14 protein-coding genes are annotated in these 15,147 nt (G+C 70.3%); 12 read left to right on the top strand and 2 right to left on the bottom strand.

Going from position 1 to position 15,147, the window contains the following annotated elements:
* The first annotated feature begins 1 nt into the window (after position 1).
* The 5 genes from GWK15_RS15535 (at position 2) to GWK15_RS15515 (ending at position 4,474) form a co-directional block, all read left to right on the top strand.
* The gene (locus GWK15_RS15535; RefSeq protein ID WP_168042267.1) at positions 2 to 265 is read left to right on the top strand and encodes a hypothetical protein; all 264 of its coding nucleotides are present in this window, start codon (positions 2 to 4) and stop codon (positions 263 to 265) included.
* Positions 266 to 368: 103 nt separating this feature from the next.
* The gene (locus GWK15_RS15530; RefSeq protein ID WP_168042266.1) at positions 369 to 1,355 is read left to right on the top strand and encodes a TRAP transporter substrate-binding protein; all 987 of its coding nucleotides are present in this window, start codon (positions 369 to 371) and stop codon (positions 1,353 to 1,355) included.
* A 163-nt stretch (positions 1,356 to 1,518) separates the two neighbouring features.
* Complete coding sequence (locus GWK15_RS15525; RefSeq protein WP_168042265.1) at positions 1,519 to 2,517, top strand: TRAP transporter substrate-binding protein; 999 nt, start codon at positions 1,519 to 1,521, stop codon at positions 2,515 to 2,517.
* Between the two features lie 86 nt (positions 2,518 to 2,603).
* Positions 2,604 to 3,143, top strand: a complete 540-nt coding sequence (locus GWK15_RS15520) for a TRAP transporter small permease (RefSeq protein ID WP_168042264.1) — start codon at positions 2,604 to 2,606, stop codon at positions 3,141 to 3,143.
* Positions 3,143 to 4,474, top strand: a complete 1,332-nt coding sequence (locus GWK15_RS15515; protein ID WP_209442233.1) for a TRAP transporter large permease — start codon at positions 3,143 to 3,145, stop codon at positions 4,472 to 4,474. Before GWK15_RS15520 ends, GWK15_RS15515 begins: the two co-directional genes overlap by 1 nt.
* 393 nt (positions 4,475 to 4,867) lie before the next feature.
* On the opposite strand, the gene GWK15_RS15510 is transcribed toward GWK15_RS15515, so the two are convergent.
* A complete protein-coding gene (locus tag GWK15_RS15510; protein ID WP_168042262.1) occupies positions 4,868 to 5,434 on the bottom strand; it encodes a DedA family protein in 567 nt (188 codons plus the stop codon).
* A 127-nt stretch (positions 5,435 to 5,561) separates the two neighbouring features.
* Complete coding sequence (locus GWK15_RS15505) at positions 5,562 to 5,969, bottom strand: VOC family protein (protein WP_168042261.1); 408 nt, start codon at positions 5,967 to 5,969, stop codon at positions 5,562 to 5,564.
* Positions 5,970 to 6,046: 77 nt separating this feature from the next.
* Here GWK15_RS15505 and GWK15_RS15500 point away from each other — a divergent pair, with 77 nt between their 5' ends.
* The 7 genes from GWK15_RS15500 to GWK15_RS15470 all read left to right on the top strand — a co-directional run bounded on the left by GWK15_RS15500 (position 6,047) and on the right by GWK15_RS15470 (position 15,141).
* Positions 6,047 to 7,384, top strand: a complete 1,338-nt coding sequence (locus GWK15_RS15500) for a TAXI family TRAP transporter solute-binding subunit (RefSeq protein WP_168042260.1) — start codon at positions 6,047 to 6,049, stop codon at positions 7,382 to 7,384.
* Between the two features lie 88 nt (positions 7,385 to 7,472).
* Positions 7,473 to 7,973, top strand: coding sequence for a large conductance mechanosensitive channel protein MscL (gene mscL, locus GWK15_RS15495; RefSeq protein WP_168042259.1), 501 nt, complete (start codon positions 7,473 to 7,475; stop codon positions 7,971 to 7,973).
* A gap of 136 nt (positions 7,974 to 8,109) precedes the next feature.
* Positions 8,110 to 10,407, top strand: coding sequence for a type VI secretion system Vgr family protein (locus tag GWK15_RS15490; protein ID WP_168042258.1), 2,298 nt, complete (start codon positions 8,110 to 8,112; stop codon positions 10,405 to 10,407).
* 40 nt (positions 10,408 to 10,447) lie between these two features.
* The gene (locus GWK15_RS15485; protein ID WP_168042257.1) at positions 10,448 to 13,051 is read left to right on the top strand and encodes a DUF2169 family type VI secretion system accessory protein; all 2,604 of its coding nucleotides are present in this window, start codon (positions 10,448 to 10,450) and stop codon (positions 13,049 to 13,051) included.
* On the top strand, positions 13,048 to 14,109 hold the full coding sequence (locus tag GWK15_RS15480) for a pentapeptide repeat-containing protein (RefSeq protein ID WP_168042256.1): 1,062 nt from the start codon (positions 13,048 to 13,050) through the stop codon (positions 14,107 to 14,109). The genes GWK15_RS15485 and GWK15_RS15480 overlap by 4 nt, the downstream gene beginning before the upstream one ends.
* A gap of 27 nt (positions 14,110 to 14,136) precedes the next feature.
* The gene (locus GWK15_RS15475; protein ID WP_168042255.1) at positions 14,137 to 14,736 is read left to right on the top strand and encodes a DUF3540 domain-containing protein; all 600 of its coding nucleotides are present in this window, start codon (positions 14,137 to 14,139) and stop codon (positions 14,734 to 14,736) included.
* A gap of 9 nt (positions 14,737 to 14,745) precedes the next feature.
* Complete coding sequence (locus tag GWK15_RS15470) at positions 14,746 to 15,141, top strand: DUF4150 domain-containing protein (protein ID WP_168042254.1); 396 nt, start codon at positions 14,746 to 14,748, stop codon at positions 15,139 to 15,141.
* The last annotated feature ends 6 nt before the right edge of the window (positions 15,142 to 15,147 follow it).

The following is a 15,147-nucleotide window of genomic DNA, read 5'->3' as shown; positions in this document are numbered from 1 at the left end:
CATGAACCATCGCCACCGCAAGGTCCTCCACGCCCTCTTTGCGCACCCGGTCAGCGCCAACATCGACCCCAAGCTGGTCCATGCGGTGTTCGAGGAACTCGGCGCCGAGGTCTCGCACAACGGCTCCGGCCGCGTCGCCGTGAAGCTCAACGGCAAGGCCCATGCCTTCCACGACACGCACCACAGCCTGTCAAAGGAGGAAGTCGTTTCGATCCGCACCTTCCTGACCGAGGCCGGCGTCGATCCCGCCGCCTACCCGGCGTGAAATTCCCCGCGGCGGGTGGCTTGATCACCCGCCGCCTTCGCGCGGTATCCTCTCCCTCCAGGCGCCGCTCCCGCGGCAGCCACCGGGAGAGGAAAACGCCCGCATGACCCTTCACCGTCGCGCCCTGATGGGCGCCGCCGGCCTCGCCGCCATGGCCCCGATCGCCGCCCACGCCCAGGCGCGCTGGCAGATGGCGACGGCCTATGCCGACGGGAACCTGCACACCCGCAACATCCGCACCTTCCTGCAGGAGATCGAGCAGGCCTCGGGCGGACGCCTCGCCGTGCAGCTGCATTCCAACGGCAGCCTGCTCAAGATGACGGAGATCAAGCGCGGCGTGCAGACCGGCCAGGTCCAGGCGGGCGAGATCCTGCTGACCGCCTATGCGAACGAGGATCCGATCTTCGACGCCGACGCGCTGCCGCAGCTCGTCACCAACTTCGCCCAGGCGAAGAAGCTGTCGGACCTGCAGAAGCCCTTCATCGAGGCGCGCTTCGCCCGCCAGGGCCTCACGCTGCTCTACATGGTGCCGTGGCCGCCGGCCGGGCTCTACGCGCAGCAGCCGGTCACCTCGCTCGAGCAGCTGCGCGGGTCGCGCTTCCGCACCTATTCGCCGATGACCAACCGCTTCGCGCAGCTGATCGGCGCGCAGCCGACGCTGGTGCAGTCCGCGGAACTCGCGCAGGCCTTCGCGACCGGCGTGGTGCAGGCGCAGGTCACCTCCGCCGCGACGGGCGTCGACACCCAGGCCTGGGACTATGCGCGGGTCTTCATTCCGCTCGGCTTCACCATGACGAAGAACGCGGTCTTCGTGTCGCGCCGCGCGCTGGAAGGCCTGCCGCGCGAGCTGCAGGACGCGATCCGCGCCGCCGCGGTGCGCGCCGAGGCGCGTGGCTACGAGCTCGCCGAGGCCGCGACGCGCGAGACCGAGGCGACGCTCGGCCAGCGCGGCATGCAGGTGCTGCAGCCCTCTCAGCAGCTGCTCGACGACTGTGCCCGGGTCGGCCGGACCATGGCTGACGAATGGGTCCAGCGCGCCGGGGACGACGGCAAGCGGCTGATCGAGCAGTACCGCGCCGCGACCGCCTGACGACGCCCCCCGGCTGCGCGCCAGGCGGGCAGCCGGGGCCGCCACGGCCCAGCATCCGGGCAGGTCGGGCGGGGCGGGGCGATTGCCCCGCCCCTGCCCCCTTGCGCCGGCCGCCCCCCGGTGCGGAAGATGCCCCGCCTGAAGAACAACAGGGGGCTTCCGCATGACCACCATTCGCCGCCGCGGGTTTCTCGCGGCTTCCGGCGGCCTTGCCGCTGCCGGCCTTGTCACCGGGCCCGCCCGGGCCCAGACCCGCTGGCAGGTCGCGACCGCCTATCCGGACGGCAACTTCCACACGCGCAACATGCGCGCCTTCGTCGAGGAGGTGCAGAACGCCTCCGGCGGACGGCTGCAGATCCAGGTGCATTCCAACGCCTCGCTGCTGCGGATGCCCGAGATCAAGCGCGGCGCGCAGACCGGCCAGGTGCAGATCGGCGAGATCCTGCTCTCGGCCTATGGCAACGAGGATCCCTTCTTCGAGGTCGACAGCGTGCCCATGCTGGTCACCAGCACGGCGATGGCGCGCAAGCTGGCCGAGCTGCAGAAGCCCTATGTCGAGGCGCGGCTGAACCGGCAGGGCCTGTCGCTGCTCTACTGGGTGCCGTGGCCGCCCTCGGGCCTCTACACCAACGCGCCGGTCGAAAGCGTGGAGTCGCTGCGCGGGACCAAGATGCGCACCTTCAACGCGCTGACCAACCGCTTCGCGACGCTGTGCGGCGCGACGCCGACCCTGGTGCAGCAGGCCGAGGTGCCGCAGGCCTTCGCCACCGGCGTGGTGAACGCGATGGTCACCTCGGCGGCGACCGGCGTCGACGTGCAGGCGTGGGATTTCTGCCGCTTCTTCACGCCGATCGGCTTCACGCGGACGAAGAACGCGATCTTCGTACGCCAGCGCGACCTCGCTGCCCTGCCGGCCGACGTGCAGGCCGCGATCCGCACCGCCGCGGCCACGGCCGAGGCACGCGGCTGGGAAGCGTCGGACACCGAAACGGTCAACCAGCAGGCGACGCTCGCCCAGCGCGGCATGACCGTGCAGGAGGCGACGCCCGCGCTGATGCAGGGCCTGATGCGCATCGGTGCAACACAGGCCGACGAATGGGTCGCCAAGGCGGGCGACGAGGGCAAGCGCCTGATCGACGCCTACCGCGCGGCCGTTGCATGATCCTGGGGGCCCTTCGGGGCCCCCACCACTTTTCGGACGGAAGCAGCAAACATGATCGAACCGCCCTGCCCGCGGCGCGCACCGGCATGAGTCCCGTGCGCCGGGCGCTCGATGCGCTCTATCTTCTCGGCGGCGTCGGGGGCGGCATCGCGCTCGCGGCCATCGCCGGCATCATCGCGGCCCAGGTGATCGGCCGCCAGTTCGGGCTGACCGTGCTCGGCGCCGACGACCTCACGGCCTTCTCGGTCGCGGCCTCGGCCACGCTGCCGCTCGCCTATGCCTTCCGCCACGGCGCGCATATCCGCGTGGACCTGATCATCGGGCGGCTGTCGGGCAAGGCGCGCTTCGTGATGGAGACGATCGCCCTCGTCATCACCACCGCGCTCTGCTTCTTCTTCGCCTACGCGATGCTCGACCTCGCCACCGACAGCTTCGAGTTCGAGGACGTCGCGCAGGGCTCGGTCGCGTGGAAGCTCTGGGTGCCGCAGGGGATGGTCGGCGTGGGCGTCGCGCTCTTCGCGGTCTGCCTGCTGGACGACCTGGTCGTGCACCTCACGGGGGGCACGCCCTCCTACCGCAAGGCGGCGGAGGCTTCCGCCCTCGAACGCGCGACGGAGGAACTGTGATGGAACTCGCGCTGACGGAAGCCGGGCTGCTGCTGCTGCTCTGCCTGTTCTTCTTCCTCGGGCTTGGCGTCTGGATCGGGCTCGCGCTCGCGCTGGTCGGGCTGGTGGGCATCGTCGCGCTGCCGATGCTGATCCCGGCCATGCCGACCTTCCCGGCCGAGAAGGTGATGGGCACGGCGATCTGGCAGTCGCTCGCCTCCTGGACGCTCGCCGCGCTGCCGCTGTTCATCTGGATGGGCGAGATCCTGTTCCGCACCAAGCTGTCCGAGGACATGTTCCGCGGCCTGGCGCCGTGGGTGCAGCGGCTTCCCGGCCGGCTGATGCATGTGAACGTCATCGGCTGCGGCATCTTCGCGGCCGTCTCCGGCTCCTCGGCCGCCACCGCGGCGACGATCGGCAAGATGTCGCTGCCGGCGCTGGTGCAGCGCGGCTACCACGCGCCGATGGCGATTGGCAGCCTCGCGGGCGCGGGCACGCTCGGCCTGCTGATCCCGCCCTCCATCGTCATGATCGTCTATGGCGTGGCGGCGGAGGTCTCGATCGTCCGGCTGTTCATCGCCGGCGTGCTGCCGGGCATCATGCTGATGGTGCTGTTCAGCGGCTACATCGCGGTGTGGTCGCTGCTGAACCCGAAGCTGACGCCGCCGCCCGACCCGCCGATGCCCTTCCTGCAGAAGGTGCGCGAGAGCGGGCAGCTCATCCCGGTGGTGCTGCTGATCGGCTTCGTGATGGGCAGCATCTACCTCGGCTGGGCGACGGCGACGGAAGCGGCGGTGTTCGGCGTGGTCGGCGCGCTCGCGCTGTCGGCCTGGGGGCGGACGCTGTCGTGGAAGTCCTTCACCGACAGCCTGATGGGCGCGGTGCGGCTGTCCTGCATGATCAATCTGATCCTCGCGGGCGCGGCCTTCCTGACGCAGGCCATGGCCTATTCCGGCGTGCCGGCGGCGATGGCAGCCTGGGTCGGTTCGCAGGGCTTCAGCCCCTACATGATCATCTTCTTCCTGACGATCATCTACCTGATCCTCGGCTGCTTCATCGACGGCATCAGCATGATCGTGCTGACGGTCTCGGTGGTGCTGCCGATCATCCAGGGTACCGGCTTCGACCTGGTGTGGTTCGGCATCTTCATCGTGCTGGTGGTCGAACTCGCGCAGATCACGCCGCCGGTGGGCTTCAACCTGTTCGTGCTGCAGGGCCTGTCGGGCAAGGGCATCTTCGAGGTGGCGCGCTACACCCTGCCCTTCTTCTGGCTGATGCTGGTGGCGGTCGCGATCGTCACGGTCTTCCCGGCCATCGTGACCTGGCTGCCGCAGACGATGCTGGCGCGGTAGCCAGGAGCACCGCGCCGGCGCACGGCCCGCCCTGTCATGGGGCGGGCCGTTTGCGTTTCAGGGTGGGGATGATGCCAACCGCACGTTCCGAGCTGCGCCCGCCAAAGTCGGGCGAGGCCGCGAAGCGCCGGCGCTCGAGGGCACGAAGGTGAAACCTTCATGCGGCTGGCATGAGACGTCCGCAGTTGGCGACCGCGCGCAATGCGGTGCTGGCCCCGGCCGTGAGGGCACCGGCCGTGCCGGCGGCGCGTCCGGCGCAGCCTTCGGATGTCAGGCACCGAGGGGACCGTATCCTTCACGCCGGGATCGGGCGCACGGGTCACCGCGCGCCGGCCGCAGGTCCGACACCGTCAGGCAAAGAACCGCAGCGCCACCGCCGCGGCGGGACGACGGTCAGGTCGTCGCCGCGGCCCGGCGCCGCGACCGGCGCCAGTAATGACGGGCGATGAACCCGACCAGCGCCAGCCCCGCGATGGAGCAGATCGTCCAGAACAGCATGTCCACGCCGAGCCAGGCGCCGAGGAACCAGCCGGCCGCGACGAAGGAGGCCGACCAGACGCCCGCCGCGACGAAGTTCAGCACCGCGAAGCGCATCCAGTCATAGCCCGCGATGCCGCAGGCGACCGAGGCCACGTTGCGGATGCCGTAGAGGAAGCGGAAGCTCAGGATGAACAGCGTGCCGTAGCGCTCCAGCAGCGCGTTGGCGCGTTCGACCTGCGGCTGGCTCTTCGGGAAGCGGCGCAGGATGGCAGGGCCATAGCGCCGGCCAAGATAGAACCAGGTCTGGTCGCCCAGGTAGGAGCCGATCCAGACGGAAAACATCAGCACCCACGGATCCACGAGATCCATGGTGGCGCCGAGCGCGGCGGCGGCGAGCACGAAGGTCTCGCCTTCGAAGAATGCCCAAATGGCGGCCAGCAGATATGCGAGGTCACCCCATTCGGCCCAGAACTCGGCCAATTGCGGAAGTCTCCCTGGTTCGTTACCGGCCACACTGCCCTGTCCCGCGACGGAGGGAAATGGGAATCCCGATGATGCGCCGCACTGTTACGATGAAAGCCGGAGGGCGCCGCCCGCGCCCCGCGGTTCAGGCGCCGGGCGCCGGCCAGTCGGGCCGGTCGAAACGCTGGATTTCCAGCGTGTACCCCGCCGGATCTTTGAAGAAGAACGAGGTCACGCGGTAGGTTTCCGAATATCCCGGCGCCGCGGCGATCTCGACTCCGCGCTCGCGCAGCCTGTCGTGCCAGCCTTCCACATCCGCATGTACGAAGGTGATGACCGCACCGCCCTGCACGCGCGGATTGTCCGTCACGCGCGGCCCGCGCGCGCGGCAGACGCCGAGGAAGGCGCGCCCGCCGGGGGCGAGGGCGTAGATGCGGCAACTGCCCTGGTCCTGCGCCAGGGGCAGGCCGAGCACCTCCTCGTAGAAGCGCCAGGATGGCGCGGGGTCCTCGGCGTAGAGGAAGGTCACGTGCTGGTCGAAGGGTCCCGTCATGGGGACAGCATCGCCCGCGCGCCGCGCAGCTGCCAAGCGGATGGACGGGACCCGGCCGCCGTCGCATCGTTGCCGCGATGCAGCGCCTGCTCGCCTGGTTGATCCGCCACTGGGCCCTGAGCGCCGCGGCCCTGCTGATCGGCTGCGGCGCGCTCGGCTATTCCCTCGCCGCGCCGGCGCCGCCGCGGGAGATCCGCATCGCCAGCGGCACCGACCCCGATTCGGCGTACACGCGCGCGGCCGAGGCCTATGCCGCGCGCCTCGAGGCGACGGGCTTCCGCGTCCGCCGCGTCGCGACGCAGGGGTCGGTCGAGAACCTCGCGATGCTGCGGGCCCGCGAGGTGGACGTGGCACTGGTGCAGGGCGGCATCGCGGATCCGGTGCGCGATGCGGGGCTCGAATCGCTCGGCGCCGTCTTCCCCGAACCCGTCTGGGCCTTCGTGCATGCCGGGCACGGCATCACCCGCCTTGCCGAGCTGCGCGGCCGGCGCGTCGCGATCGGGCCGGAGGGCAGCGGCACGCGGGTGCTGGCGCTCGCGCTGCTCGCCGCGAACGGCATCGCACCCGGCGACATCGATCCCCTGCCCCTGACCGGCATGGCGGCGGCCGAGGCGCTGCTGGGCGGGGCCGCGGACGGGGCTATCCTGGTCTCGGCGCGCACCACCGGCGCGATAGCGCGGCTGATCGCCGCGGCGCCGGCGGTCGCCCTTCTCGATTTCGACGGGCGCGCCGAGGCCTATGGCGTTCGGCTGCCCTTCCTCACCGCCGTGACCTTCCCGCGCGGCGGCGCCTCGATCGCCGAGGACCGGCCGGATCGGGCCCTGACGCTGCTCGCCCCCGTCGCCTCGGTCGTGATGAACGAGGCGACGCATCCCCAGGTCGTCAGCCTGCTGGTCTCGATCATGCAGGAGGTGCACCGGCCGCGGACGCTCTTCGCCGCCGAGGGCGCCTATCCGAACGCGCTCGCGCAGGACCTGCCGATGAACGCAGATGCCGAGCGCTACTACGCGCGCGGCCGCACCGTGCTGCAGTCCTGGCTGCCCTTCTGGGTCGCCGTGCTGGTCGAACGGCTGCTGGTCATCCTGCTGCCGGTCATCGGCATCGCCCTGCCGCTGATCCGCTTCGGCCCGGCGATCTACGCCTGGCAGATGGAGACCCGCGTCTGGCGCCACTACGAGACGCTGCGCCGGATCGAGGCCGAGGCGGAGCAGACCGCCACGCCGGCCGAACGCGCGGCGCTGCGCGCGCGGCTCGAGGAGCTGGAAGGCCGCGTCGCGCGGCTGAACCTGCCGCTCACCTACCGCCGCCACGTCTTCGCGCTGCGGCGGGACATCGCCTATGTCCGCGCGCAGCTGGCCCCCGGCGGGGATGGCCCCGGCCCGCACGATCGGGCGGCGGCCATCGAGGGGCTTTGAGCCGGCCGCCCCGCCGCGGCACTGGAAAGAACCGCGCGGGCAATGGATGATCGGGCGGTTCCACCGACCGCAGGGAAGGCCCGACGGCATGAGCGACCTCGCGAACAAGATCACCAGCCAGATTCCGATCAAGGAGCCGGAGTGGCTGAAGGAATTCAAGGCCTTCATCATGCGCGGCAACGTCATCGACCTCGCCGTGGGCGTGGTGATCGGCGCCGCCTTCACCGCCATCGTCACCTCGGTGGTCGAGGACCTGCTGAACCCGATCGTCGGCATCCTGATGGGCGGGATCGACTTCTCGAACCTGTTCGTCGTGCTGTTCGGCGAGCGCCGCGCCTCGCTCGAGCTGACGCGCCAGGGCGGCGCATCGGTGTTGGCGCTGGGCTCCTTCCTGAATGCGGTGATCAAGTTCCTGATCGTCGGCTTCGCCGTGTTCTGGCTGGTGAAGATCCTGAGCAAGCTGCAGGCCTCCCAGGCGGTCGAGAAGGCCAAGGCGCCCCCGGCCCCGACGGCGAGCGAGAAGCTGCTCGCCGAGATCCGCGACGAGCTGAAGGCGCAGCGGGGCGCCGCACCGCCGCCGGCAGGCTGAACAGGCGGGGACGCCGGGCTTCGCCTGACGACGCGGCCCGGCCCTTTCATTCATTTTCCTGTTTGGGGAGTTCAAGTGGCCGTGAAACGAGTCTAGGCTCCCGTTACGGGGTCGAAGCGGACGGGAGGAGAGGGCATTGAGTGGCTCAACCAACACGACCCGGCTGCTCGACATGCAGGTCACGGCGCTCGGTTCGAGCGTCATCGTCCCCTACGACCTGGTCGGCGAGGACGCGATCTCGAAGCCCTTCGTCTTCACGGTCCGCTTCGCGACGGACGCCGCGATCGCCGATGTCGCGAAGCAGCTCGGCGGCGAGGTGACGGTCTGGTTCGGGGAGCCGGAGGCGAGCGCCACCATCGCGGACCCCTCGGTCGCGCGCCGCCCGCTGCATGGCCATTTCCGTAGCCTGTCGCGCATCGGGCGGCGCCCCAACAACGCCTCGACCACTGCCCTTTTCGACTGGGAGGCGGAGATCGTCCCCAAGGTCTGGTTCCTCTCCCAGACCAGCGACTTCCGCATCTTCCAGGACATGACGGTGCCCGCCATCGTCCAGCAGGTCCTGGCGGATCACGGCATCACGTCCAGCACGGTCGCGACCACGGGCAGCTACGGGACGCTCGAATACTGCGTGCAGTACGGGGAGACGGCGCTCGACTTCATCTCGCGGCTGATGGAGCAGGCAGGCCTCTACTATTGGCACGAGCACACGGACACGACGCACACGCTCGTCATCAAGGACATCAAGAGCGGCGCGCGCGTCCCGAGCCCTTCGCTCGGCACGCTCGCGGTGGGTGGCGGCGGGAAGCTCACCAGCATCGCCCAGCGCTACGCGTTCCGGACCGGCAAGTGGCACGCGCGCGACTACAACCTGCTGAATCCGACCTCGGCCTACGAGGGTGATTCGGAATGGGCGGATTCCTACGGCGCGTCGAACAACACCGGCGTGCCCACCGAGGTGACGACCCGCCTCAAGGACCGTGAGCGCTACCGTTATCCCGCCCTGCCGCTGGCGCGGGTGCACAATTCGAGCACCGGCACCTCCTACGTGACCAGCACCGATGTCCGCGGCGTCAGCGACCTGCTGATGGAGGTCGAGGAGGCGAATTTCCAGCGCTGGGCGGGCCGGGGCGCGGCTTCGCAGCTCGACGCCGGCACCAAGGTGGCGATCGATCCCGAGGACGACGCGACCACCTCGGTCGACTTCGTCGTCACCCGGATCAGCCATCAATGCTCGGACTACAGCTACTGGGCGGACCAGACCGCCTCCCCCGTCTACACGAACGCGTTCGAGTGCATCCCCTACGCCGTGCAGTTCCGGCCTGACCGCGTCACGCCCAAGCCCGCCGTGCAGGGCCCGCAGACGGCAATCGTCGTCGGCGCCTCGGGCGACACGGCGGGGAATGTGCGGACGGACAATTATGGCCGCGTGAAGGTTCAGTTCGCCTGGGATCGCGCGTCCTACAGTTCGCCCGACGCCTCCTCCTGCTGGGTCCGCGTCTCGCAAGCCTGGGCTGGGGGTCGCTGGGGGCACTTCTTCATCCCGCGCGTCGGGGATGAGGTGATCGTCGATTTCCTCGAGGGCGATCCCGACCGGCCGATCATCACCGGGCGCGTGCATCACACGAGCAACATGCCGCCGCTGCTCGGGAGCGGCGGGGGCAGCGACATCTCGGCGACGACGCCCCTGTCCGGGATCCGGACACGTTCCACGCCGGGCGGCACGGCCGACAACTACAACGAGCTGTCCTTCAACGACTCCATCGGCAGCGAGCAGGTGCTGCTGCACGCCGAGAAGGACTACATCGTCGAGGTCGAGAACAACGAGACGCGCACGGTCGGGATGGGGACCAAGACCGGCAACCGCACCACGACGATCAAGACCGACGAGACGATCTCCGTCGGCGGCAACAAGTCCACCACCGTCACCGGCAACGTCACCGAGGCGATCAGCGGCAGGGAGACGCGGACGGTGACGGGGAACGTCACCGAGACCTTCTCCGCCAACGAGACGCGCACGGTCACCGGCGACTTCACCGAGGCGGTGACGGGCAAATATTCCGTCACAACCTCTTCGTCGATGACGCTGACGGCGGCGACGTCGATCACCTTCAACGCGCCGCAGGTGCTGCAGACGGGTCCATACTGGTTCGTGACCGGCGGCTATTCCGGCACCGCGTACGGCTTCACCGCCTCGGTCGTCGGCGTGTCGACCAGCTTCACCGGCGCCTCGGCGCTGAGCGCGGCGACGACGGCCTTCAACACCGGCGTCGTTTCGGGCAACACGGTCGCGATCCAGATGAACGCTGGCGCGATCTCGCTCGAGAACAAGAAGATCGGCCTCGCCGCGGGCCTTATCGATCTTCAGAAGAAGGCGGTGAAGGTGAACAAGAAGGAGGTGAAGATCGACAGCGCCGGCGCGATCCTCATCACGTGACCGCCATGGCAACCCGAAGCGACGCCGGCACGACAAGGCCATGAAGGTCGACAAGCCCTTCGCCCTCGGCATCATGTCGAGACCGGTGGAGTTCCGTCGGCGATTCTTCCTCAGCGTCGCCGCCCTTGGCTTCTGCGAGATGGGCGACAGCCCGACGCTGCTCGGCGAGATCGAGATGTGGAAGTTCCTGCCCGAGGCGCTGCCGCCCGGACAGGTGCTGGACCTCGGCCTGCCGAAGATCGGCGCGGAATTCCTCGTCGCCGGCAGCGCCTACGCGCCGGGCGGCCAGCCGGTGCGCTCGCTCGAGGCCGCGGTCCGCCTGGGCGCCCTCAGACGGCGCCTCGCGGTGGTCGGCGACCGCCACATCGAGAATGGCCTGCCGACCGATCCGATGCCCTTCACCGAGATGCCGCTGGGCTGGGACCGGTCCTACGGCGGGAAGAAATACGCCCAGAACCCGCTCGGCCGCGGCATCGACGAGGCGCCGATCCCGGGCGTGGGCTACCGCGTCGCGCTGCCCAACATCGTCCTGCCGCATGGCGCCGCGCCGGCCGGCCGGCCAGAGCCGGTGAATTTCGGCCCGATCGACATCGCCTGGCCGCAGCGCGCGAGCCTCGCCGGCACGCATGACCAGACCTGGCTCGAGGAGGACTTCCCCGGCTTCGCGCGCGACATCGACTTCCGCATGGCCTTCGCCGCGCAGCCGGAGCAGCGCTTCGCCGGCTTCCTCGTGGGCGACGAGGACTACGCGATCACCAACATGCACCCGGAGGAACCCGAGATCGCCGGGCGTCTGCCGGGCGTCCAGCCGCGCATCCTGGTGCGCCGGCGCGGGGCCGATGCGCTCGAGGACGTGCCGCTGTCGCTGACGACCGTCTGGTTCTTCCCGGCGCACAAGCGGCTGGTGACGATCCACCACGGCCGCGTGCAGGTCGCCGAGGAGGATGCGCGCGACATCACCTTCGCTCTGCTCGGCGCCGACCTGCTCGGCGCGCCGCGCAGCATTCCGGAGTACGAGGCGATCCTGGCCGCGCGCAGCGAGCCCGAATTCGGGCTGCTCGCGACGCTGAACGATGCGCCGCTCGTGGCGCCCGAGGTTCTCGGCCCCAACGCGATCCTTGAAGGCCTGCGCGCCGGGATGGAGCAGGAACCCATCCAGACAAAGCGGGCGCGGGCGCGGGAGGACCTGGCCCGCGAACGCACCCGCGCGCAGCTGGCGGAGCGCGGCGTCGACATCGATACGCTGCTTCCACCCCCCGCGCCGCCCGAGAAGCTCCCCGCCATCGAGGACATCCCCGCCTACATCAAGGCGAAATGGGATGAGTTCGAGCGCCTGAAGACCGAGGCCGAGGCGAAGATCGCGAAGGACGTGGCCGAGGCCGACGCCAAGGCGGTCGAGCTCGGCCAGCAGCCCGCGCCGCGCAGCGCGCGGCCCTCCGGCCCGCCGCGCATCGACGCGGCACAGCGGAAGATGATGATCGACACCGAAGTCGCGGCCGCCGTCGCCGCCGGCGTCGATCCCGCAGAGGCGCGCCGCCGCGCGGAGGATCCTTCGACGCCCGGCCAGGCGAAGGAACTGGAGGAAGCGGCGCGCGACGGCTACCGGCAATCGGCCGACATGCAGGATCCCGCGCCGCCGGTCGATGCCGCGACGAACGCGGCGCTGCACGCACGGCTGCTCGACGGCAGCAGGGGCGGGCCGCGGCTCGATCTCTGCGGCGCGGATCTTGCCGGGGTCGACCTCTCGGGCTTCGACCTGACCGAGGCATGGCTCGACGGGGCGAACCTCGCCGGCGCCAATCTCAGCGGCGCGCGGCTGACGCGCGCGGTGCTGGCCCATGCGCGGCTCGACGGCGCGCGCTTCGCCGGGGCGGACCTGACCGAGGCCAATCTTGGCCGGGCCGTGTTCGGCGGCGCGGACTTCTCGGGCGCCGTGCTGCGCGGCGCCGTCCTGCGCGGGGCGGATCTGCGCGGAGCCATCCTGCGCGGCGTCGACCTGACGGATGCGCAGCTGCTCGAGGCACGGCTGGACGGGGCGGACCTCAGCGAGGCGATCGCGCCGGACCTTTTCATCCACGATGCCTCGCTTGCGGGGCTGCGCGCCGCCGGCGCGATGCTGGACGGCGCGATCTTCATCAAGGCCGTGCTCGACGGCGCCGATTTCTCCGATGCGCGGATGACGGGCGCGAGCTTCGTCGAGACGCGCGGCGAGGGCGTCGTCTTCGACGGCGCCGAGATGGTGCGCGCGGTGTTCGTCAAGGATTGCGCGCTGCCGAGGGCACGCTTCGCGGGGGCGCGCTGCACCAGCGCGACGCTGCGCGGCGTGCCGCTCGACGGCGCGACCTTCGATGGCGCCGTGCTGGACGAAACGGATTTCTCCGACTGCCCGCTGCAAGGCGCCTCCTTCGACCTTGTCTCGGCGCGCAGCGCGCGGTTCACGGTGGCCGACCTGCGCGGCGCGCGCCTGACGCGGGCGGATTTCGCGGGGGCGAGCCTCGCCCGCGCCGACGTCCGGGGCACCGACCTGTCCGATTCAAGCTTCTACGAGGCCGACATCGCGCGCGTCCGATCCGACACCCAGACGCGCTACGAGCGTGTCCAGCGCACGCGGGTGCGCTTCCATCCGCGCAGGACGCCCGAATGAGCCGCGAGGACCTCATCGCGCTGGTGCATGGCGGCGAGGTGATCGGCCCCGGCCGCAGCTGGGCGGGGCTCGACCTGTCGGGGGCGGACCTGTCGGGGGGAATCTTCGACGGCGCCAACCTCGCGGATGTCGACCTGCGCGGGGCCGACCTGCGCGAGGCGCTGTTCAACAACACGCAGCTGGACAACGCGAAGCTCGCCGGCGCGAAGCTGGCGGATGCGGCCTTCACCGACTGCACCATGTCGCGCATCGACCTTTCGGGCGTGGCGGCGAAGGACTGGAACGCGATCGGCTGCATGATGCGCGGAGCGAACCTGGCGCAGGCCGACCTGACCCATGCGACGCTGATGCGCTGCCGCCTGTCGCGCGCGGACCTGACCGGGGCGCGCCTCGTCAACACGAACATCCTCGAATGCCAGACCGACGGGATGGACCTCTCGGGCGCGCATTGCGAGAGCATGGTGCTGATGGACGCGGACCTGACGCGCAGCGGCATCGCGGGCGCGCAGTTCGTGCGCGTGAACTTCCTCAAGGTCGTCCTGGCCGGGCGGGAGCTGCGCGGCCTGTCGGTTCCCGGCTGCCTGTTCAAGGATTGCGACCTGACGGGGTGCGATCTGTCGGGCGCTGACCTGACGCAGACGGGGCTGCAGGGCGTGAAGGCGGCCGACACGGTGTTCGAGGGTGCGCAGATGGCGCGCGCCATGCTGCTCGAGGCGACGCTGACGCGCGCCGTGCTGCGTGGCGCGAACCTCGAGAATGCGATCCTGCAGGATGCCGACCTGACCGAGGCCGATGCGACCGGTGCGCGGCTCTACCAGGCGATCTGCGTGCGCATGACGGCACCCCGCGCGCGCTTCGCCAATTGCGACATGACCTATGCCGACCTCAGCCACGCGGACCTCGAGGCCGCGGACCTGGCCGGCGCAACGCTGTTCCGTGCCAACCTCCATGCGATCCGCGACGCCGATGCACGGATTCCCGACCGCCGCGCCGCGCTGCCGCCCGACCAGGCGCGGACGGAAGCCGAGCAGTGGCGGCAACGCTTCGTGCCAGGGTGAGACGATGACCACGAAGGAGACGTCCCGATGAACGCCATGACCGGGATCGCCCAGCAGATCGGCGCTGCGACCGACAGCGCAGAGGTTCTTGCCTGCGACGGCGCCTCCGTCCTGCTGCTGCGGGAGGGTCAGGAGGAACGCGCCGGTCGCGCCTTCTCCTGCCTGGTGGAGCCGGCACCGGGCGACCTGGTGCTGGTCGGGCGCGCCGGCGGGCAGGCCTATGTGCTGGCGGTGCTGGAACGGCGGGGCGATACGGCGATGCGGCTCGCGATGCCGGACGGGGCGACGATCGGGGATGGCGCGGGGCGGTTGAACCTCGCTGCCGGGACGCTGGTCGTCGATGCGGAGACGACGCAGGTCGCGACGCGCAGCCTCGATGTCGTCGCCACGCGCACCGAGGCGCATCTTGGCCGCGTCGGCCTCTTCGCCGAGGCGATCGAGACCATCGCGCAGCGTATTATCGGCCGCTTCCGCCGATCCTTCCGCTTCGTCGAGGAAGGTGAGCAGCTGCGTGCGCGTGACATCGACCAGCGCGCGAGCGGGCATGTGAACCTGAAGGGCGAGACCATTACCGTGCAGGGCGGGGCGCTGGTGAAGCTTCGCTCGGACCAGATCCACCTCGGCTGAGAGGGCGCGATGTTCGCCAACACCCAGATGTCCGGCGTCGACGTCGCGTTCCCCGACGTATGCCTGACGCCGTCCCCGGTCGGCCCGGTGCCGATCCCGTATCCGAACATCGCGAGCGGATCGACCGCGATCCCGAGCCAGTTCACGACGATGATTCTCTGCGCGCCGATGCACAACATGGGCACCACCGTCCCGCTGACGAACGGCGACAATGCCGGCGTGGCGACGGGCGTCGCCTCGGGGATGGTGATGGGGCCGTCGCGGCATGTGCTCGGCGCCTTCACCGTGCTCGTGAAGGGCCAGCCGGCGACGCGCATGACGTCCATGTCGAACCAGAACGGCACCAACGCCGTCGGCGCCCGCATCGCGCCGAGCCAGACGAAGGTCATCATCCTGGCCGGCTGACCCGGC

This window comes from Neoroseomonas oryzicola (genome assembly GCF_012163135.1).
GTDB classification, from domain to species: Bacteria; Pseudomonadota; Alphaproteobacteria; order Acetobacterales; family Acetobacteraceae; genus Neoroseomonas; species Neoroseomonas oryzicola.
This window is presented reverse-complemented; position numbering and strand designations above follow the sequence as displayed.